Source organism: Ignatzschineria sp. 22MB058224, from assembly GCF_058188435.1.
The window spans coordinates 2,127,892-2,147,668 of the sequence record NZ_CP187366.1; the positions used below are offsets into that span (position 1 = coordinate 2,127,892).

At 40.6% G+C, this 19,777-nt stretch carries 15 protein-coding genes and 4 tRNA genes; 15 read left to right on the forward strand and 4 right to left on the reverse strand.

The window, feature by feature from the left end:
• Nucleotides 1-135: 135 nt before the first annotated feature.
• Both mfd and ACPF7B_RS09395 read right to left on the reverse strand, forming a co-directional pair.
• Nucleotides 136-3,498 (reverse strand): transcription-repair coupling factor, encoded by a 3,363-nt coding sequence (mfd, locus tag ACPF7B_RS09390; protein WP_490505546.1) that lies wholly within the window; start codon nucleotides 3,496-3,498, stop codon nucleotides 136-138.
• A 13-nt stretch (nucleotides 3,499-3,511) separates the two neighbouring features.
• Nucleotides 3,512-3,952 (reverse strand): RDD family protein, encoded by a 441-nt coding sequence (locus ACPF7B_RS09395; RefSeq protein ID WP_490505547.1) that lies wholly within the window; start codon nucleotides 3,950-3,952, stop codon nucleotides 3,512-3,514.
• A 314-nt stretch (nucleotides 3,953-4,266) separates the two neighbouring features.
• Between ACPF7B_RS09395 and ACPF7B_RS09400 the strand changes: the two genes are divergently transcribed.
• A complete protein-coding gene (locus ACPF7B_RS09400; protein WP_490505548.1) occupies nucleotides 4,267-4,695 on the forward strand; it encodes a hypothetical protein in 429 nt (142 codons plus the stop codon).
• Between the two features lie 82 nt (nucleotides 4,696-4,777).
• Here the strand turns inward: ACPF7B_RS09400 and ACPF7B_RS09405 are convergent, their stop codons facing one another.
• Both ACPF7B_RS09405 and ACPF7B_RS09410 read right to left on the reverse strand, forming a co-directional pair.
• Nucleotides 4,778-8,005, reverse strand: coding sequence for an AAA family ATPase (locus ACPF7B_RS09405; RefSeq protein ID WP_490505549.1), 3,228 nt, complete (start codon nucleotides 8,003-8,005; stop codon nucleotides 4,778-4,780).
• An 11-nt stretch (nucleotides 8,006-8,016) separates the two neighbouring features.
• On the reverse strand, nucleotides 8,017-9,162 hold the full coding sequence (locus ACPF7B_RS09410) for an exonuclease SbcCD subunit D (RefSeq protein WP_490505550.1): 1,146 nt from the start codon (nucleotides 9,160-9,162) through the stop codon (nucleotides 8,017-8,019).
• A gap of 177 nt (nucleotides 9,163-9,339) precedes the next feature.
• Between ACPF7B_RS09410 and ACPF7B_RS09415 the strand changes: the two genes are divergently transcribed.
• The 14 genes from ACPF7B_RS09415 (at nucleotide 9,340) to rplK (ending at nucleotide 19,777) form a co-directional block, all read left to right on the forward strand.
• A complete protein-coding gene (locus ACPF7B_RS09415) occupies nucleotides 9,340-9,879 on the forward strand; it encodes a hypothetical protein (protein ID WP_490505551.1) in 540 nt (179 codons plus the stop codon).
• 124 nt (nucleotides 9,880-10,003) lie between these two features.
• Nucleotides 10,004-10,462 (forward strand): GNAT family N-acetyltransferase, encoded by a 459-nt coding sequence (locus ACPF7B_RS09420; protein WP_490505552.1) that lies wholly within the window; start codon nucleotides 10,004-10,006, stop codon nucleotides 10,460-10,462.
• Between the two features lie 48 nt (nucleotides 10,463-10,510).
• Complete coding sequence (gene guaD / locus ACPF7B_RS09425) at nucleotides 10,511-11,818, forward strand: guanine deaminase (RefSeq protein ID WP_490505553.1); 1,308 nt, start codon at nucleotides 10,511-10,513, stop codon at nucleotides 11,816-11,818.
• A 260-nt stretch (nucleotides 11,819-12,078) separates the two neighbouring features.
• Entirely contained in the window at nucleotides 12,079-13,365 is a 1,287-nt protein-coding gene (locus tag ACPF7B_RS09430; protein ID WP_490505554.1) for an O-acetylhomoserine aminocarboxypropyltransferase/cysteine synthase family protein, read from the forward strand.
• Nucleotides 13,366-13,463: 98 nt separating this feature from the next.
• Nucleotides 13,464-14,390 carry a homoserine O-acetyltransferase MetA gene (gene metA / locus ACPF7B_RS09435; RefSeq protein WP_490505555.1) on the forward strand — a complete coding sequence of 309 codons (927 nt, stop codon included), beginning with the start codon at nucleotides 13,464-13,466 and terminating at the stop codon, nucleotides 14,388-14,390.
• A gap of 82 nt (nucleotides 14,391-14,472) precedes the next feature.
• Nucleotides 14,473-16,497, forward strand: coding sequence for a L,D-transpeptidase family protein (locus ACPF7B_RS09440; protein ID WP_490505556.1), 2,025 nt, complete (start codon nucleotides 14,473-14,475; stop codon nucleotides 16,495-16,497).
• An 82-nt stretch (nucleotides 16,498-16,579) separates the two neighbouring features.
• Nucleotides 16,580-16,664, forward strand: a tRNA-Tyr gene (locus ACPF7B_RS09445).
• 18 nt (nucleotides 16,665-16,682) lie between these two features.
• A tRNA-Gly gene (locus ACPF7B_RS09450) sits at nucleotides 16,683-16,756 on the forward strand.
• A gap of 6 nt (nucleotides 16,757-16,762) precedes the next feature.
• Nucleotides 16,763-16,838 (forward strand) — tRNA-Thr (locus tag ACPF7B_RS09455).
• A 43-nt stretch (nucleotides 16,839-16,881) separates the two neighbouring features.
• Nucleotides 16,882-18,072 carry an elongation factor Tu gene (tuf, locus tag ACPF7B_RS09460; RefSeq protein ID WP_490504988.1) on the forward strand — a complete coding sequence of 397 codons (1,191 nt, stop codon included), beginning with the start codon at nucleotides 16,882-16,884 and terminating at the stop codon, nucleotides 18,070-18,072.
• Nucleotides 18,073-18,090: 18 nt separating this feature from the next.
• A tRNA-Trp gene (locus tag ACPF7B_RS09465) sits at nucleotides 18,091-18,166 on the forward strand.
• 102 nt (nucleotides 18,167-18,268) lie between these two features.
• Nucleotides 18,269-18,700 carry a preprotein translocase subunit SecE gene (gene secE / locus ACPF7B_RS09470; protein WP_490505557.1) on the forward strand — a complete coding sequence of 144 codons (432 nt, stop codon included), beginning with the start codon at nucleotides 18,269-18,271 and terminating at the stop codon, nucleotides 18,698-18,700.
• Nucleotides 18,701-18,709: 9 nt separating this feature from the next.
• Nucleotides 18,710-19,237, forward strand: a complete 528-nt coding sequence (nusG, locus tag ACPF7B_RS09475) for a transcription termination/antitermination protein NusG (protein WP_490505558.1) — start codon at nucleotides 18,710-18,712, stop codon at nucleotides 19,235-19,237.
• A 108-nt stretch (nucleotides 19,238-19,345) separates the two neighbouring features.
• On the forward strand, nucleotides 19,346-19,777 hold the full coding sequence (gene rplK / locus ACPF7B_RS09480; protein ID WP_490505559.1) for a 50S ribosomal protein L11: 432 nt from the start codon (nucleotides 19,346-19,348) through the stop codon (nucleotides 19,775-19,777).

Below are 19,777 nucleotides of genomic sequence, written 5' to 3' on the forward strand. Positions count from 1 at the left end.
TTTTTTTGTCTAAAGGAAGAGTGTGTTCATGCGTGTGAAAAACTAATCGTTTTTATTTTAAAATGTTGTAATTTGTCATAGAAAAGCGGGTATGAATTTTTCTACCCACATTTTTAACGGCGATATAAGGCCCATTTATGACAATGTTTCTAAGAGATTATTAATCGCATTTAGTCGCATTTCTGCATTTTCTAGTGGAAGAGTGTAGCGCAAGGATTCTTGACCTTGTAATTGATAAAAATGTGGTTTTTCTTGGATTAACTTTATAAGATTTTGAGGGTTAATTCGGGGTGTTTCACCAAAATTTATCCGTACGCCATTCTGATTAGCATCTATTTTCTTTAAATTGAAGGGTTTTGCTTTTAATTTAAGCTCTGCTAATTTAAAGAGTCGTTTGGTGGGATCGGGGAGTAGCCCATATTTATCGATCATCTCAATTTGAATCTGTTCAAGATCATTTATCGTTTTGCAACTTGCAATACGTTTATAGTAGGAGAGGCGAATCGAAACATCGAAGATATAGTCTTCCTGTATCAATGCTGGCGCCCCGATCGTAATCTCTAAACCTTTATTAAAAGGATCCGCAACATCAAGTTTTCCGCCATGCTTCACCATTGCCGCCGCTTCACTTAAAAGCTCCATATAGAGCGAGAAGCCAATAGAATTAATTTCCCCACTTTGCGCATCACCTAAAAGTTCTCCGGCACCACGGATCTCTAAATCATGATTAGCAAGCATAAACCCTGCACCTAAAGTATCGGTCGTGGCAATTGCTTCAATCCGTTTTTTAGCATCTGAGGTCATAGCTTTGGCTTCGGGGATGATAAGATAGCAAAATGCACGATGATGTGATCTGCCTACTCGTCCACGAATTTGATGAAGCTGTGCAAGTCCAAGATGATCTGCATGATTGATAATGACAGTATTCGCATTCGGTACGTCAATCCCCGATTCGATAATGGTGGTGCAGAGGAGAATATTGACGCGGTGATGATAAAAATCGAGCATCACTTTCTCAAGTTCCGTTTCATTCATCTGTCCATGTGCGATGCTGACAGAGATATCAGGCATTAATTCAAGAAGACGCGCTTGCACTGACTCAATAGTCTTGACTTCATTGTGAAGGAAGTAGACTTGCCCGCCCCGTTTAAATTCCCGCATACATGCTTCAACAATCAGCTCATCACTCCATTCATTTACGAATGTTTTAACCGCAATACGATTTTCTGGTGGTGTGGCAATGATCGAGAGTGCTTTGAGGCCTGTTAAACCCATATTAAGTGTTCGGGGAATCGGTGTTGCGGTCATTGCCATAAAATTCACTTCTGCACGAAGTTCTCTTAATCGTTCTTTCTGTTTAACACCAAATCGATGTTCTTCATCGATAATAACCAGGCCAAGTTGTTTAAACTCGGTATCTTTAGAGAGAAGCCGATGAGTCCCGATAACGATATCAATCTCACCTTCTGCAAGTTTTTCGAGAATTTCCCGAGTCTCTTTTGTTTTACGAAAACGTGAGAGTGCTGCAACTTTTAGTGGCCAATCGGCAAATCGATCTTGAAAGGCTGCGGCATGTTGTTCCGCTAGAAGTGTAGTTGGTGCAAGAATGGCAACTTGATAGCCATTCATTGCTGCCATAAAGGCCGCTCGCATTGCAACTTCTGTTTTTCCAAATCCCACATCACCGCAGACAATTCGATCCATTTTCCCTTGTTTAAGATCGGTAATAACATCGTCAATCGCACGTTGTTGATCAGGTGTTGTCTTGTAAGGGAAGCTTTCTGCAAAAAGTATATATTCTTCAGGAAGCGTCATTTGTTTACCACTTTGTGCCTCGCGTCTTGCGTAAATATCAAGCAATTCGGCTGCGGTATCATTGGCTTTTTCTGCAGCTTTCCGGCGTGCCTTATCCCATTGATCCGTTCCAAGTTTATGAAGTGGAGCACTATGTTTCTCGCTACCAGAATATTTTGATAAAAGATCGAGCGATGTAACGGGGACATAGAGTTTGGCATTGTCGCGATATTGAATTACAACTAACTCAGTGTCATCGATAATATCCATTCCTGCATAACGACCAACGCCATGATGAATATGAATAATTGGATCGCCAATCTCTAAGGTATCGAGGTTTGTCAACATCGATTCTATGTCGGCAATTTTACTTTTTGCACGGTATTCTCGGGGTTTAACGCCTAAAAATTCTGCTTCGGTAATGAGTCTAAAGTGCGGTTTTTGGTTGGAAAATCCTTGCGTTAAAGCGCCAGTGATAAGCATTAAACGATCGGGTGCTTGAAAAGCTTCTTGGATATTATCCACCACCTTTGGACGGATATTTTCCGCTGCTAATCTATTGAGTAGATTTTCACGTCGACCAGATGTTTCGGCACATAGAATATATGGTTCTTTACCTGTATTTGCATGTTCTTTGAGCTCACTAAGACTGATAGAGGACTGAAATTTTGTGGTGAACTGTAAAGTAATTTGTGGGAATTGTTCCATTAAACGCTCAACAGCACTGGGTGTAAGGTAGAGCCTAGATGGCGGTAAAAGAGGTTTTTCTTGATTATGCCGATACCGTTCAAAGCGGTGTTCGACTAATTCATGAAACTGTAATCCTTCTCTTTCAAGGTCAGGGTAGAGCAAGAGCGTTGTTTCTTTTGGTAAATAATCAAAAAAGGTTGCGGTCTCTTCAAAAAAGAGCGGAAGATACCCCTCAATACCTGAAGGCAGATTGCCTTTCAATGTTTCTTGATAGATGTATGATTTTTTTAACAGCGCAAGGTCTTGTGTAAAACTGTTCTGATATTTTTGCTTAAAGTTTGCTAAACCTTGTTCACTTGAATCAAATTCCCGAGTTGGAAGAAGTGATAAGGCGTTAAAGGTGGCAATTGTATCATTTGTTTCAGGATCAAAGGTCCGAATTGAATCAATCTCATTATCGAAAAAATCGATACGAATAGGTGTTTTTTCACCCATAGGGAAGAGATCGAACAGTGATCCTCTCGCTGAAAATTCACCTGGCGATAAAACATTATTAACGGCAAGATAGCCTGCTTTCTCTAGATTAGTGCGGAATAGCTCCCGATCAATCTCATCGCCTTTCTTAAAAAGGAGTACATTTGCATCAAAAAATGAGCGAGGCGCTAATCGCTGTAATAATGTTGGAATGGTCACAATCACAATGGATTGATTCCCCATTTTTAATTGGTATAAAACAGCTAAGCGCTGAGATATGATATCAATTTGAGGGGAGAAATTATCATATGGTAAAGTCTCAGTATCAGGGAAAATCGTTGCCGTCCCCCCAAAAAAAGCACAATTTTGAGCAAGATCTTCGGCCTTTCGCATATCGTTGACAATCACTACCAAAGTCCGATTACTGTTTTTGGCAGAGTGAACAAGTTGCATAGCAAAATTCGCAGCATTTTCAATGTCCCATTGTGTATCACGTTTTTGGGTAGGGATTGAAAGTGTTTGGAGAGCAATTTTTTTCATAGTAAAAATCTATTTACGGCTTTTCTTGTTTAGGGAGCTGGATAATTTCTGTGCCAGAAATTCGATCGTGCCAAGCAAGGCGGGTAGGAGATACGAATACCCATAAGAATCCTAATCCAAAAGGAATCCAGCTAATGATTGCAGCAAGTAGACGTATGATTGCTTGGATAGGAGTGATCGGTTTTTCATCTAATTGTTGTATTCGCAAGCGCCAAGCACGCATCCCTGTGGTATGCGCATCTCTCAACCAGAAGAAGAGAAAATAGACAAAAGGCACAAGTGCAAAGAAAGTCTGTTGTAATTTATAGAGAGAATGTTCGTTTGTAATTGCGCCACCACTATTAAAGAGTAAGAAAATGGCAGCGACCATCATCTCTAAAGCAACGATACAGAGAATATCGTAGAGAAGTGCGCCTAATCGGCGGTGTAACTGTGCTCGAGGATATGTTGTCATCCGTTGATCCTAAGAAAATGAGAGATTGCCAAGTATTTTAGCATGGTGCATTTTTTTAGGGGGACTCTTCTTTTGTAATAAGGATACTTGCAATGTATTGTTGATGTTGCAATAGCAATGTATTACGCGGAATTGGTTAAAATATAAATTATAAGTATTGTGTTGATATCGAAATAATTCAATTATTTGAGCTATCAATTCAGTACGATATATTTTATTATTTCGACAATTGGCAAAATAAATGAAATGTGTTTTGAAGGCACTGATTTATGCAATTTTTATGAAGATGTTGAATTAATAGATGGAAAAATAATATGACTGAGAAGAAAAATATGACTGAGAAGAAAAATATGGGTGAAAATATAGAATCTGTAGAAATTATTGAAACAACAGTGGTTAAAGATGATCAAGTAGTTGAAAAAGCAGCAGTAGAGAAAGTGACAACTGCGGATCAACAATCTAAAACAACAGTGATTAATAATTATGTCAGCCAAACACCTGCTTCTAATAATACGATCGGACTAGTAGGATTTATTCTCTCATTAATAGCGCTTTTTGGTAGCTGGATTCCATTTATCGGTGGACTTGCATGGTTAATCGGAACGATTTTATCGATTATTGGGCTCTTCAAAACTCCTAGAGGTTTTGCAATTGCTGGAACAATTATTAGCTTCATTGGACTCATTGTTTTGATTGCGATGGTAGGGCTCTTTGCTGTTGTCGCTGCCGGCAGTGGTTACTAATTTTAAGTAGCAAAATATTTTCTTATTAATAAAAACCTGAGGCATATAACCTCAGGTTTTTTATGGCGTTGAGAAACCTGTTTTATGAATGAATAATTGCGGTCTTGCTATAACCAATCTTGGTTTTAGTAACCTCAATACGTGCCGGCAATGCCTGCTTGAGCTCTTCTACATGGGAAATCACTCCAATCATACGTCCAGAGGCTTGTAGCTCGATGAGAACATCGATTGCCTGCAGAAGGGACTCCTCATCAAGTGCTCCAAATCCTTCATCAATAAAGAGGGTATCGATAGAGACGCCACCTTTATGGGATTGAATCACATCTGCCATCCCCAAAGAGAGACTGAGCGAAGCTTTAAATTTCTCTCCGCCGGATAGGGTCTTAACATCGCGATTTTCTCCGGTATAAGCATCATAAATATTGAGATCAAGCCCACTTTGAACATTGCGCGCAGCAATATCTTCGGAACGAATAAATTGAAATTGACCATGACTCATCTGATAGAGTCGGAGATTTGCCGCATGAATAATCATTTCAAAATATTCGATGAGAATAAAGCGTTCGAGCGAGATTCGGCTACTATTTTGTCCGCGGACAAGATCATAAACCTCAACGGTTTTTTCATGACGCGCACGTGCCGCTTCTAAAGCGCTACTGACCTCATTAATCCCTGCAATCGTCTGCTTTATCTGGGTGATAAGTTGCTGATTTTTATGGAGTCTGCTCTGTAATTTTGCAAGCTTCTCTTTATCGCTACCTACTTTTTGCTCAAGCTCGGAGAGCTCGATCGGTGCTTTTTCGGCAAGAGCAAGAGAGAGAGCATTGACCTTTTCATTGGCGATGAGATAGCGTCGTTCAAACTCGGCCACCTTTTCACGATTTTCAGCGAGATGAGGGATCTGCTGTTGCGCCGCAATAAATTGAGCTTCATCAGCCTCTTCAGTACCATCATTACTCTTTTTGATAAAAGAGGCTTGGATAAGTGCCTGAGTAAAATCCTCTTCTGCCTTTTTTGAGTCTTGAGAGCGCTTCTCTTTTTGTATCTGATGTTGCTCTAGCTTCTGAAAGAGAAGCGCTCGCTCTTTTTCGGCTTCTTGTAATTTTTTTTCTGCTAATTTGAGTTGCGCTTTGAGCGTTGTTAAAGCGCTTTTTTGCTGATCGAGATAAGTTCGATAGGCTTGAGGATCACGCAGCTCTTCAGGGATATTTTGGAGTATTGATTTGAGCGCGCTCTCCATCTCTGTAAGGTAGTTTCTCTTCTCTTGATAAGATTCCCTTACTTGGTCGAGTTCTCTTTGATGTTGCATTAAAGCGGTTTCAATCGCTTCAAGCTCGGGGCGTAACGTTCGTAATAGCTGTAATGATTTTTGGCTATTATCAAAGGCAGATTGTACTTTTTGCCGATTAGAGGCAAGGGATGAAACTATCATTTCGTAGGTCGAGATCTCAAGGGCTAGAGGCGCTATCTTATCACGCTCTTGTTGGCTGAAAATGGTCATTTTCTGCCACGACTCTTCAAGATCTTGGGAAACTTGTTGAACTCTCTCTTCTATCTCTTTCTCTCTATTGAGCAGTTGATCATATTGTCGCTGAGCATCGATCAGATTCTGATTGGCCATCTCAAACTGATATTGTGGGTTGATGGAATCTTCACCTGCCGTATGAGCATCTTCTCCATCGATTTTATTTGGATGCTGGAGGCTGCCACAAACAGGGCAAGGTTTGCCATCTTCAAGCGTATGGGCAAGCGTTAAAGCTTGTTGCTGATAAAATTTTGCAGCTGCCTCTTTCTGCGCTTTTTGCGCATTTTCAAGTGCAGTGGTTCTTCTTGTTTTCTCTTCTTCGAGTGATAAGCGCGTTGCTTGCTCGCGCTTCTGCTTCTCAAGTAATGTTGAGAAATATTCAAGGTCACGATGGAGTTGTTGATATTGTGCTATGGGATCACTATCGGTTTCAGCATTTTTTATTCTCTGCTGGCAATCACTCTTTTTCGTCTGCTCTTCGCGGATGATATCGCTTAAACGGTTGATCTCTTGTTGAATCTGAGTGATCTGCTCTCGGCTTTGGAAGATAGTGGCCTGATAGTGGGCTAGCGTCTCAATCTCTCTTTCTCGACTCTCAAGAAGGGTCACTTCTTCACTCAGCGCCGTGATAAGATCCTCTTTCTTCTGTGCAAGTTGATGTTGTTCTAGCGCATTTTGATGCTCTATTTCCGCCGCTTTGAAGTGCTCTTGGGCTACTGCTAACGCCTTTTGGGCTTCAGTGTACTCTCGACGTAACCGAAAGGCATCATTGGCAAATTTTTCCATCGACAGTGCCTTTTCCGCAAGAGCGACAGAATGTTTTAAGCTGTCAACCGCTAATTGTTGTGCGCTAAGGGCTTGAAGATTTTTTTCTGCATCCTCTAACTCTTGGAATTTTGCATTGAGTGATCGGCTCTCTATAAGTCGTTCCTGTTCTGCTTCGATGATGGTTTCTTGTTGCGTGATCTCTTTGCGAATTGTGCGCTCTTCCGCTTGATAAAATGCCGCTTCTACACCTAAACCTTCAAGCGCTTGAAAGCTATTGATCTGAATTTCACTCTCCTCTTGAAAATGCTCGAAGAAAGGGGATTCCCGCGGTGGTAGTTGTCGATAGATCGATTGGATCAGGGCGTTATAACCAGATTGAATCTCTCTGACCTTCTCTTTAGAGTGATCGGCGCTCATTTTGAGATTCTCTACAACGGTTTGATAACGTTCAGTATTGAAGACAGTGCGTAAAATCGCCTCTTTATCGGTGGTCTTGGAGGTTAGAAAACGCTGATACTCCCCTTGTGGAAGCATGACAAGCTGATTGAATTGATCTCGATTGAGTCCTAATAGCTCCTCAATTTTAGGGTTGACCATATTGGGAATCTGCCGTTCAACGAGTGGGATCTCTGCAAAGAGATCACTTTGAGGTCCATCATGGTTAAGCGCATATAACTCAGCCTTTCCTTGGGTAATCGTCTTGTTACCCGTTTTGTGGTAGGGAAGCTGACGAAAGATGCGATACTCTTTCCCCTTGAGCTCAAAAATAAGCTCAGCAGTCGTCGGCTCATCATCGATCGCAAAGTCACTTCGGAGTGAGAGTGTGGCATCTTGACGATCGAGACCGCTCGCTTCACCAAAGAGTGCATAGGAGATGCCATCAAAGATCGTTGTTTTGCCGGCGCCGGTCTTCCCGGAGATCACAAAGAGATTATGAGGAGCAAGTTTACGAAAATCGATCACTTCCGTTCCATGATAGGGGCCAAATGCGGTAAGGGTTAATTGAATGGGGCGCATGGGATTCTCCTCTACTCTCTCTCTGTCTGTTGGATGGCATCGGCAAAAATCTGTAATGTCTCAGCATCGGGTTCTCTATCGAGCAGGGTACGATAGAAGCCAGTAAAGAGCGAGAGATCATCCTCTCGCTCTTTTTGAGGTGTCTCAAAATGTTTCTTGTGAAACATCGGTGTCTCAGTCGGTAATCTCTGAACATGCATCGCATTGGGAAAAACGGTACGAATTTGCGCCATCGGTTGGAGTACCGGCGTCTCATCTAAAAGGGTGACAAAGCAGTAATCTTCACTTTGAGGCATCTGGAGAATCTCTTTGAGATATCCTTTCACTTCACGCAATTCCCGACGGGGAGTAAAAGCGACCTTCTCAATGGACAACTCTCCTTTAGCTCCAAGCTCAATCTCCAAGATCACTTTTTGATGATTGGCTTCTGATTGAGAATATTTTAAGAGGGAACCTGCGTATTGTATGCGTTCATCTTTAATGTAGTGCGCTTGATGGAGATGGCCGAGCGCCACATAATCAAAGATCTCAAAGTGCTCGGCAGAGACATATTCACTGCCACCAATGGCGAGCGGACGTTCTGAATCGGAGGTGAGTCTCTCTTTTGAAGAGGAGTGGATCACAAATGCATGAAGAATGAGAATATTACGAACCGTAGGATCATATTGCGCTTCGATTTTGGTGACGATCGCTTTTAAGGCGCTATCGTGATCGGTGATATGCTCATCTTGTAAAATATGGCGTACGAGAGAGGGTTCTAAGTAGGGAATCGGGTAGAAATGGACTTCTCCCCATTGGTCCGAGAGAATGATCGGTTGAAAGGTAGGATCGAGCTCTGTGACTAAAAAGCAGGATTGATTTTGGAGAAACTCATTACCAAATTGGAGGCGCTTAGGGCTATCATGATTGCCGGTAATGGCGATAATAGGAATGCCGGCTTTCAGGGCAATATCACGTAAAAATTGATCGAGCAGTTCGATAGCTTCAATTGGCGGGATGGCGCGATCGTAGAGATCGCCGGCAATGATGATCAGATCGGGGCGCTCTTGCTTAATATAGGTGGTTAACTGCGCTAAAATAGCACGCTGATCCTCGGTCATATAGATTCCATGGATCAGTTTGCCAAGATGCCAATCGGCGCTGTGTAAAATTTTCATCGCTTCTCCTCGTAACCGTTTTCAGTCAATAATGATAACAGTCCTTTGAAATATCACGGCATATGGATCAATAATGCATTTAATAATGTAGTATTATGTTAAAATATTAGTAAATTTATTACAGATAAAAGTGTAGGAATGTTATCAATTTTCAATTAAACATTTAAGGAGTCTATTATGGTTACGCAACCTAATCAGGTGTATCAAGAAAATCAGCGAGGTAGAATTATTCTGACTTTTTTCTACCTTTTCAATATTTTTATGCTTGTTACATATCTTGCAGGCTTTGGTTTGTTGCATTCTCTTGCCACAGATCATGTGCGCGAAGCAGTACAATTGAGTAAAATTATGCCGTTTTCACTCATTACTTTTATGGCAATTTTGCCGGTGGGATTACTCCTTGGTTTTTGGATGAGCTCTTTTTACAATAAACCTCTAGATGGGAAGTTTAGATCAACAGCAGCAGTGCGCGCATTTATCTTGTCATTTGTTTATTTACTGATCTTTATCGGTTTAGTTTTTATGATCGATGAACCCATTGCGAATATGCTCGGGCTTGAAGCATTTAATTACCAACTATTTATTATTGTGCCAGTTGGTGCAATTTTAGCCGCGATTTATGCATATATTTGTGCAATTATTGCAGGGAAGTTTTCAAATGTTGCACGTAAATATGATGAGAAAGATCACAAAACACGCATTGAAATGCCTAATTAATTTGATGAAAATAGTTTAGGTTTACTAAAAAGTGGCATTGAGCCAGAATAGGCTCTCCAAAGCAGATCTATTAATAAGTAGATCTGCTTTTTAAATGATCATAAATGAATAAAAGATGACATAAATGATGAAATGGCAAATAAAAAGTATTGAGAGTCAAGAAGAGATTATAGAAGCAGCAACGCTTTTAATGCAGAGTTTAATGGCTGTCAATCAGGAGATTGGAACTATTATTTATCCGATTGATCTTGAAGGTGAAGTCGATTTTTTAGCAGCGACAACAACATCTCTTGCCATTTATGAAAAGAACGCTTCTAAAATGCTAGGGATAATAGCTATTGAAGAAGATTCGATAGAACGCATTGCAATAGCGCCTAATTATTGGCGAAAAGGACTTGGACAGGCCCTATTTGAAAAGGCTACTTCCGAATTTAATGTGCGATATATTGATGTTTTTACGAAAAATCAACGGGCAGTAGCTTTTGTTGAAGCGATGGGAATGGCTATGTTTGATGAAACCGCTCCAGAGTCAGGCGATCTGCTGGCGCAAGTTTCCCATTCGGTAACGCATTTCATGCTTTAACCCTGATATTTTTAGAATCGTTTGTGATTTAAAAGGATTGAATACCCAATGCAAACAGAAAGAACTGTCATTCGTGGTGCGCTATTAACATTTCATAAAGACCCTTTTCTCTTTCCATTAGAGGAATGTTATCAATATGAGTCAGATGCTGTTGTAGTAATTAAAGATGGCTTGATTGAACAAGTAGGTCGAGCGACTGATTTAATGCCGCATTTAGAGAATGTTGAGGTAAAAGATTTTCGAGATCATCTAATTTTGCCGGGCTTTATTGACAGTCATGTGCATTATCCTCAGACTGAGATTATCGGAGCTTATGGTGAGCAGTTGCTAGATTGGTTGAATAATTATACGTTTATCGCTGAGCAAAAATTTAAGGATCGAGATTATGCCGATGAGGTTGCCAAAATATTTTTGCAGGAACAGCGGCGTAATGGCGTTACTTCAGCAACGGTTTTTTGTACAGTTTTCTCTGAATCTGTAGAGGCGATTTTTACGGAAGCTGAAAAGTATAATATGCGAATTATGGCGGGGAAGGTCTGTATGGATCGTAATGCGCCGGAAGCGCTATTAGATACGCCACAAAAAGCCTATGATGAATCAAAGATGTTGATTGAAAAATGGCATAAACGTGGCAGAGCAGAGTATGTCATTACACCTCGATTTGTACCAACCTCAACGCATGAACAGTTGGAGATGGTTGGAACCCTAGCGACAGAATTCCCCGATACTTTAATTCAGTCTCACGTTTCAGAAAATCGGGATGAAATTGCCTGGGTGCAGTCTCTATTTCCAGATGCAATTGATTATACCGATGTGTATGATCGTTATAATCTACTGCGAGAACGAGCAATCTACGGGCATGGTGTACATCTAACAGAGCGTGAGTTTCATCGTTTAAGTGAAAGTGGTGCGGCGGTTGCGCATTGCCCAACATCCAATTTCTTTTTAGGTTCTGGCGCGTTTGATGTCAGTTTGGCAAAGCAGAAAAGTCGTCCGATAAAAGTGGGTTTAGCAACCGATCTTGGTGCGGGAACAAGTTTTTCGATTCTGCAAACAATGAACGAAGCGTATAAAGCTGCGCAGTTAAACGGTTCTCCTTATTCATCACTTCACAGCTTCTATTTAGCCTCTCGTGGAACAGCAGAAGCGCTTTCTTTGCAAGATAAGATAGGGTCAATTGCTCCCGGGATGGAAGCCGACATTATCGTGTTGGATTTACATTCCACGCCAATTATTGATTATCGAATGAAGCATGTAGATTCGCTTGAAGAGACTCTCTTTGTGCAGATGACATTAGGTGATGATCGAGCGATCGCTGCGACCTATATCGCTGGAAATGAGGTTTATAAACGTTAAAATATATATAAATTTATAAAATAAATTTTATGTGCTGTATCGCTTCATTTTATCGATATTGTGAGCTATTTTAGAGAAGTGGCTCTTTGTTTTATCCGGTGAATTTAACGGCAGATCATTGCTTTTAAATTGTGGGTGCGATATAGCTATTTCTCAAGCGTTTAAGTTTATGTTTCTAATTTTTTGGACTTAACGTGATTATTTTTTGGCAGTTAAACGATATGAATCTGCCTTAACCAATAAAATTTAGGAGTTCTTTAATGACAACCTCTAATTGGAGTTTCGATACTCTACAAGTTCATGCCGGCCAAGTAGTTGATGAAACAAAATCTCGTGCCGTTCCAATTTATCAAACCTCAAGCTATGTATTTGATGACTCTCAGCATGCGGCGGATCTTTTTGGTCTTGCAAAACTAGGGAATATCTATACACGCCTGATGAATCCGACAACGGATGTTCTCGAAAAGCGAGTCGCAGCACTTGAGAAGGGTGTTGGGGGATTAGCGACAAGCTCAGGGATGGCGGCAATTTTATATTCCGTTCTGAATGTTGCAACACCAGGCGATGAGATTATCACCTTAAGTACAATTTATGGTGGCACTTATACGCTTTTCAATAACCGGTTACAATCACAATTTGGTATTAAAGTACACTTTATCGAGCCAGAAGATTTTGCGGGATTAGAAGCTGCAATTAATGATAAGACTAAAGCGATTTTCTTCGAAAGCATTGGTAACCCGGATATTAATATTCCAGATATTGAGCGAATTGTTGCAATTGCTCAAAAATATCAGATTGTAACAATTGTGGATAATACTTTTGGAACGCCTTATCTTATTAATTTAAAAGATTATGGCGTAAATATTGTGGTGCACTCACTCACTAAATATATTGGTGGGCATGGTACATCAATTGGGGGCGCAATTATCGATAATGGAAACTTTATTTATAAAAATAACCCCCGTTATCCAAGATTTAATACTGCCGACGCTGCTTATCATGGTTTAAAGTATGCGGATCTCGGTGAGCAAGCGTATATCTTAAAGGCGCGCGTAGAGTTGATGCGGGATACCGGTGCATGTATTAGTCCTTTTAATGCATTTTTGATTTTATTAGGTCTTGAAACGCTGAGTTTACGTGTTGAGCGTATGACAGAGTCGGCGTTAAAAATTGCTCAGCATTTAGAAAATCATCCTCATGTTGCATGGGTAAAACATCCCGGTCTTACTTCAAGTGAATATTTCGCGCGTGGGCAGAAATATTTTCCGAAGGGAGCAGGTGCCATTTTTACTTTTGGTGTGAAAGGTGGTAAAGAAGCAAGCATTAAATTTATTGATAATTTAGAAATTTTTTCTTTATTGGCAAATGTTGCAGATGCAAAAAGTCTAGTCATTCATCCAGCAGGAACAACTCATTCACAATTAGATGAAGAGGGGTTGAAAAAGGCAGGTGTTCTTCCTGAGCTTATTCGTCTGTCAATTGGCTTAGAAGATGTGAATGACCTGATTGCGGATATTGAGCAAGCATTAGAAAAATCCCAACAATAAATTGTTTTAAGGCGGAAAGAGAGTCTTGTGAAAAATGACTCTCTTTTTTGCTTTCTTGTTGTGATGTTAGTGAATAATTTCAATAAAGGAATATGAAAATGCCCGTTAAAATTTCTAATCAACTACCAGCTTATCAGGTTTTAAAAAACGAAAATATCTTTGTAATGGATGAAGATCGCGCGATTTCGCAAGATATTCGCCCGATGAAAATTGCCATTTTAAATTTAATGCCGCTGAAAGAAGTCACTGAAACACAGTTGTTGCGTGTTTTAGGAAATACAGCATTACAAGTAGAGCCCGTTTTTATTGCGACAGAAACATATCAGCCCAAAAATACAGATAGAGCCTATCTTGATGAGTTCTATCGAACCTTTGATGAAATTAAAGAAGAGGCGTTTGATGGTTTAATTATTACAGGCGCTCCGGTAGAAACATTGCCTTTCGAGGATGTGCAATATTGGCAAGAACTTACGAATATTATGGCTTGGGCAGATAAAAATGTTTTTTCAACGCTCTATATCTGCTGGGGGGCTCAAGCGGGGCTTTATTATCGATATGGAATTAATAAATATCCTTTAAAAGAGAAATGTTTTGGGGTGTTTTCACATTCTATTTTTGAGCCGACAGTAAAACTTGTCCAAGGATTTGATGAGTTCTTTTTCGCACCTCATAGTCGGCATACAGAGGTTCGCCGCAAAGATATTGAAGAGCATGATGATCTTATTATATTGGCAGAATCTGAAGAAGCGGGGATCTATCTAGTAGCCAATCGAGATTTACGACATGTCTATATCATGGGGCATTGTGAATATGATAGTGATACGTTAGATCGAGAGTACCGTCGAGATATTGAACGCGGTGAGATGATAGACCCGCCTAAAAATTACTACCGCGATAATAATCCTGCTGAGTTACCCGTTGTCACATGGCGGTCTCATGGTAGTTTGTTGTTTGCAAATTGGTTGAACTACTGCGTTTACCAAGAGACGCCTTATGATCTTCATACATTAAAGCGCTCATTGTAATTTTTCTGTATAATATCAGATCGTTATTGGGAGATTAACCTGGAGCTCCTTACAAAAAAATGCGCTATATAGAGACTAAATCATGACAAAAAAACTGATTGCTGCGACTTTAACATCGGCTTGTATTTTAATAGCTTCTATTGGTAGGGCTGCTGCGCAAGAAACGGTTGAATTGAAAATTACGGGAAATAATGTAGATGATTTAGCTAAAATTTTCGCAGGTGAGGATGTCGCGGATATCAATGAACATAATAAAAATCAGGAACAGAGTCCATTAGAAATAAGATTTCCCTCAGAAGCGTCGCGGAATGAGCTACTTGAAAGTGGGGATGTATCGAATAAAATGCCTGCTATTGAGTTGATTTCCGTAGAAAATGATGTGGTTTCAGTTGAATCTATTCCGAGACAGGCTGAGGAAAGATCTGTTAAGAGTGTGTCAAAAGTTACTCAAGTGCCGCATGTACCAAAAAGTTCTCAGGTAAATAATATTGCAGAAAGTCGTGAGGATGATCCGCTTGAGAATTATCAATCATTTGCGATTATTACCACCCCTATCGATTATGCTATGCGTGCCAAATATTGGGCAGATAAAGCGCCGAAGGCGGGCGAGAAATATTCATTTAAAAGTCGTATCAGTTCAAATGATAAAAGTAACTTTGTTAGCCTAAAGCAGGCCTATGTAGATTCGCATTCAGGGAATGATCTAAGTTTGGTGGGTGCAAATGGCTTAACGGCTAAGGGAAGTCAGCTTTACGCCTTGCTTCTAAAAAGTGAAGAAGAGGGGTTGTTGCCTTCAATGTACCATGTCGGACGCATTCAAAATTTATTGAATAGTGGTGATTTTTCTAATAATGGAGAAGAGATTGCTATTTTGTTAGAAGATGGTGGTATTTCGTATTTAAGGGATATTGTTTTAGGGCGACCTGAAATTAAGAAGCAGGATGTGGATTGGCTTTTGGAGGGACGCTCATTAAATGTGCCTCAAGCCTTTTTAGATCTACTAATCAGTAATGACATAGCTTCTACCTTTAATCAATATATTCCGCAATACAACGAATACAAAGGTCTTAAGAGAGCATTGCGAGCATTCAGAGAAAAAACAGGTGATGAGCCTGCGAAAATTTCAGATGGAGCGACGATCAAACCAGGCATGAGTGGTGAGCGAGTAATGCAAATGCGCGATCGACTAAATTATATGGGATACGATGCCGGTGACTCGTCTGTCTATGATGCTAAAATGATCAATGCAGTTAAAGAGTTTCAAAAAACGCATCTGCTAGAACCTGATGGTGCTCCAGGTAAAAAGACTATTGTGGAGATGAATCGTTCTAATGAAGATCGAATAAAACAGATAGAGATAAATCTTGAACGTTGGCGCTGGATGCCGGTAACAATGGGGGATCACTTTGTGATGGTGGATATCCCCGGATTTCGATATGAAGTCGTTAAAAATGGTGAGGTAGAGTTAAGTGCACGAACTGTTGTTGGGAGAGAAGGTCGTAAAACGCCCGTGTTTATGTCACCGATGAGTTATATTGTTTTTAGTCCTTACTGGCATGTTCCACGTTCAATGGCGGTGAAAGACTTCTTGCCACGGCTAAAACAGAATCCTTATGCCTTGACGGGTTCCAAAATTAGAATTTTCCATGGTGGTCAGGAGATAGATCCGGGAACAGTCGATTGGTCACAATATAGCCGCAATAACTTTCCGTTCCAGTTGCGCCAAGATCCAGGTGACTATAACTCCTTAGGACGCGTGAAATTTATGTTCCCGAATGAACATGCGATTTACTTGCACGATACGCCATCAAAAGGCCTGTTTAAGAGAACATCGCGGGATTTTAGTTCCGGATGTGTGAGAATTGAGAATCCAACGGAGCTTGCTGAATACTTTTTAGGAGAAGCGGGCTGGAGTGAAGAAAAAATTAAATCGGCATTTCGTCAACCAAAAGAGTCACATGTGGGTTTAGCGAAGGATAAAAAAATTCCTGTCTACACTTTATACATGACGATCAGAGTGAATGATGATAAGATCTCATTCCGTGCTGACATCTACAATAAAGATAAGGCACTCATGAACGCGCTTAGTAAGCTTGAAAATGATTAAAAAGAGATGAAATGTTTGGCAAAAAAATGCGCATAAATCTCATTGACAGATCGAAAGCAGCGTGTATAATGACAGCTTCTTTGGTGGAGTTCCCGAGCGGTCAAAGGGACTAGACTGTAAATCTGGCGGCTATGCCTTCGAAGGTTCGAATCCTTCCTCCACCACCAATTTTAAAAATGAGTTCTGCGGGTGTAGTTCAATGGTAGAATCTCAGCCTTCCAAGCTGATTGTGTGGGTTCGATTCCCATCACCCGCTCCATTTCTTGCTCATATAGCTCAGTCGGTAGAGCGCGTCCTTGGTAAGGACGAGGTCACCAGTTCAATTCCGGTTATGAGCACCATTCCCCTTCCGTGTAATTAATCTAATCTAGAAAGAGTGATATTATGTCAAAGGAAACTTTTAGTCGTAATAAACCGCACGTAAATGTCGGTACAATCGGACACGTTGACCATGGTAAAACTACGTTGACGGCAGCTTTAACAAAAGTTGGTAATGAATCAAGTGGTGCAAACGTTCGTGCATACGATCAGATTGATAACGCACCGGAAGAGAGAGAGCGTGGTATTACTATCTCTACTTCACACGTTGAATATGAGTCGCCAACTCGCCACTATGCGCACGTTGATTGCCCAGGACATGCTGACTATGTTAAAAACATGATCACAGGTGCTGCGCAAATGGATGGAGCAATCTTAGTTTGTTCTGCAGCAGATGGTCCTATGCCGCAAACTCGTGAACACATCCTGCTTTCACGCCAAGTAGGTGTTCCATATATCCTTGTTTTCTTAAACAAGGCAGATATGGTTGATGATGCAGAGTTAATCGAATTAGTTGAAATGGAAGTTCGTGAACTTCTAGATGCTTATGACTTCCCAGGAGATGATACTCCAGTAATCGTTGGTTCGGCTCTTAAAGCGATCGAAGGTGATGAGTCTGAGATTGGTGTTCCTGCGATTAAAAAGCTTCTTGAAGCGCTTGATAGCTGGATTCCATTACCAGAGCGTGATATTGATAAGCCATTCTTGATGCCTATTGAAGATGTATTCTCAATCTCAGGTCGCGGTACTGTTGTAACAGGTCGTGTTGAGTCGGGAATCGTTAAAACTGGTGAAGAATTAGAAATCGTTGGTATCCGTCCAACTCAAAAAACGACTTGTACTGGTGTTGAGATGTTCCGTAAACTTCTCGATCAAGGTCAAGCTGGTGATAACGTTGGTGTTCTTCTTCGTGGTACAAAACGTGAAGATGTTGAACGTGGTCAAGTATTAGCAAAACCAGGTTCAATCAAGCCACATACAAAATTCGAAGCAGAAGTATACGTACTTTCAAAAGAAGAGGGTGGTCGTCATACGCCATTCTTTAAAGGCTATCGTCCACAGTTCTATTTCCGTACTACAGACGTAACAGGTGCTTGTGAGCTTCCTGAGGGTGTAGAAATGGTTATGCCTGGTGATAACGTGAAAATGGTTGTTGAGTTAATCAACCCAATCGCGATGGATGAAGGTTTGCGCTTTGCTATCCGTGAGGGTGGCCGTACAGTTGGTGCGGGCGTTGTAGCGAAAGTTATTGCATAATTACTGCTAACAGTATTTGGGTCAATAGCTCAATTGGCAGAGCGACGGTCTCCAAAACCGTAGGTTGAGGGTTCGATTCCTTCTTGGCCCGCCAAAAAATAAAAGCAGTCAGTCTCTGGCTGCTTTTTATTTTATGTAATGAAAATAATCTAGTATAATGCGTTGTTTATAAATCCATTTATGAGAAGTAGATAAGATGAGTGTAAAGAAAAAATCTGTTGAAGCAACTAAGCCTGTTCAAGCAGAAAACAAAAAAAGTGCTTCGATTTCACAAAATGAAGCCAAGAAAAGTAAAGCGATGGTGTGGTTAGCCGCGCTAATTATTTTTGCAGGTGTTTTCGTATATTACTACTTTGAAGGGGTAAATACGCTCTATTCATTTGGGGCATTGTTGGCGGGTTTAATCATTGGGGGAGGGATCTTTTTTGTTTCTCCAACGGGGAAAAATCTTATCACCTTCTTCAAAGAAGCGAGAATGGAGTTGCGCAGAGTTGTTTGGCCAACAATGGATGAGACTCGCAAGATGACATTGCTAGTAATTATTGTGATGGTAGTTACATTATTATTTTTAATGTTGGTTGATTTTATTATTAAAAATATCATTTCGTTTATTTTGTCATTTTCGTAGGAGAAAAACATGCATTGGTATGTGATACAGGCTTATTCCGGATACGAAGGGCAAGTTGTAAGAGCTTTGCGTGAATATATAGCGCGTGAGGGATTTGAGTCTAAGTTTGGTGAGATCTTAGTCCCAACTGAAGAGATCGTTGAAGTAAAAGATGGGAAACGTCGTAAAAGTGAACGGAAATTCTTTCCGGGCTATGTCCTGATGCAAGCGGATATGAGCGAGGAAGTTTGGCACTTGGTTAACAGTGTTCCTCGTGTTATTGGGTTTGTGGGTGGTAAAAGTGATCGTCCAAGCCCAATTAGTGATAAAGAAGCAAAAGCAATCTTAAATAGAATTGCTCAAGCAGAAGAGGGGCCACGGTTAAAAGTTCTTTATGAGATCGGTGAAGAAGTCCGTGTCATTGATGGGCCATTTAATGAGTTTAATGGAACTGTCACGGAAGTTGATTCTGATAAGGGTCGCATTAAAGTTTCTGTAATGATCTTTGGGCGTGCAACACCTGTTGATCTTGAGTTTAGTCAGGTGGAAAAAATTTAAGGGCTTTGAGATGCAGGAATTGTATCTCAAAAGTTTTACTGATATAATCATCAGTCTTTGAAATCGGGGAGCAGAAATGCGTTTACCCAAGTTATAGGAGTATGCCAAATGGCAAAAAAAGTAATGTCATATATCAACTTGCAGGTTGCTGCAGGTAAAGCAAATCCATCACCACCAATTGGGCCAGCACTAGGTCAACATGGTGTAAATATTATGGAGTTCTGTAAAGCATTTAACGCGGCAACGCAACAGTTAGAGCCAGGGATGCCTATTCCGGTTGTAATTACTGTATATAATGATCGTTCATTTACATTTATTACAAAAACTCCACCGGCTGCATATTTATTGAAAAAAGCTGCGGGTATCAAGTCTGGTAGCCCAAGACCTAATACTCAAAAAGTTGGTAAAGTAACTCGCGCGCAATTAGAAGAAATTGCGAAGACAAAAGAGCCAGATCTTTCGGCAGCAGATCTTGATGCCGCGGTAAGAATTATCGCAGGAAGTGCACGCTCAATGGGTATCGAAGTGGAGGGTGTGTAA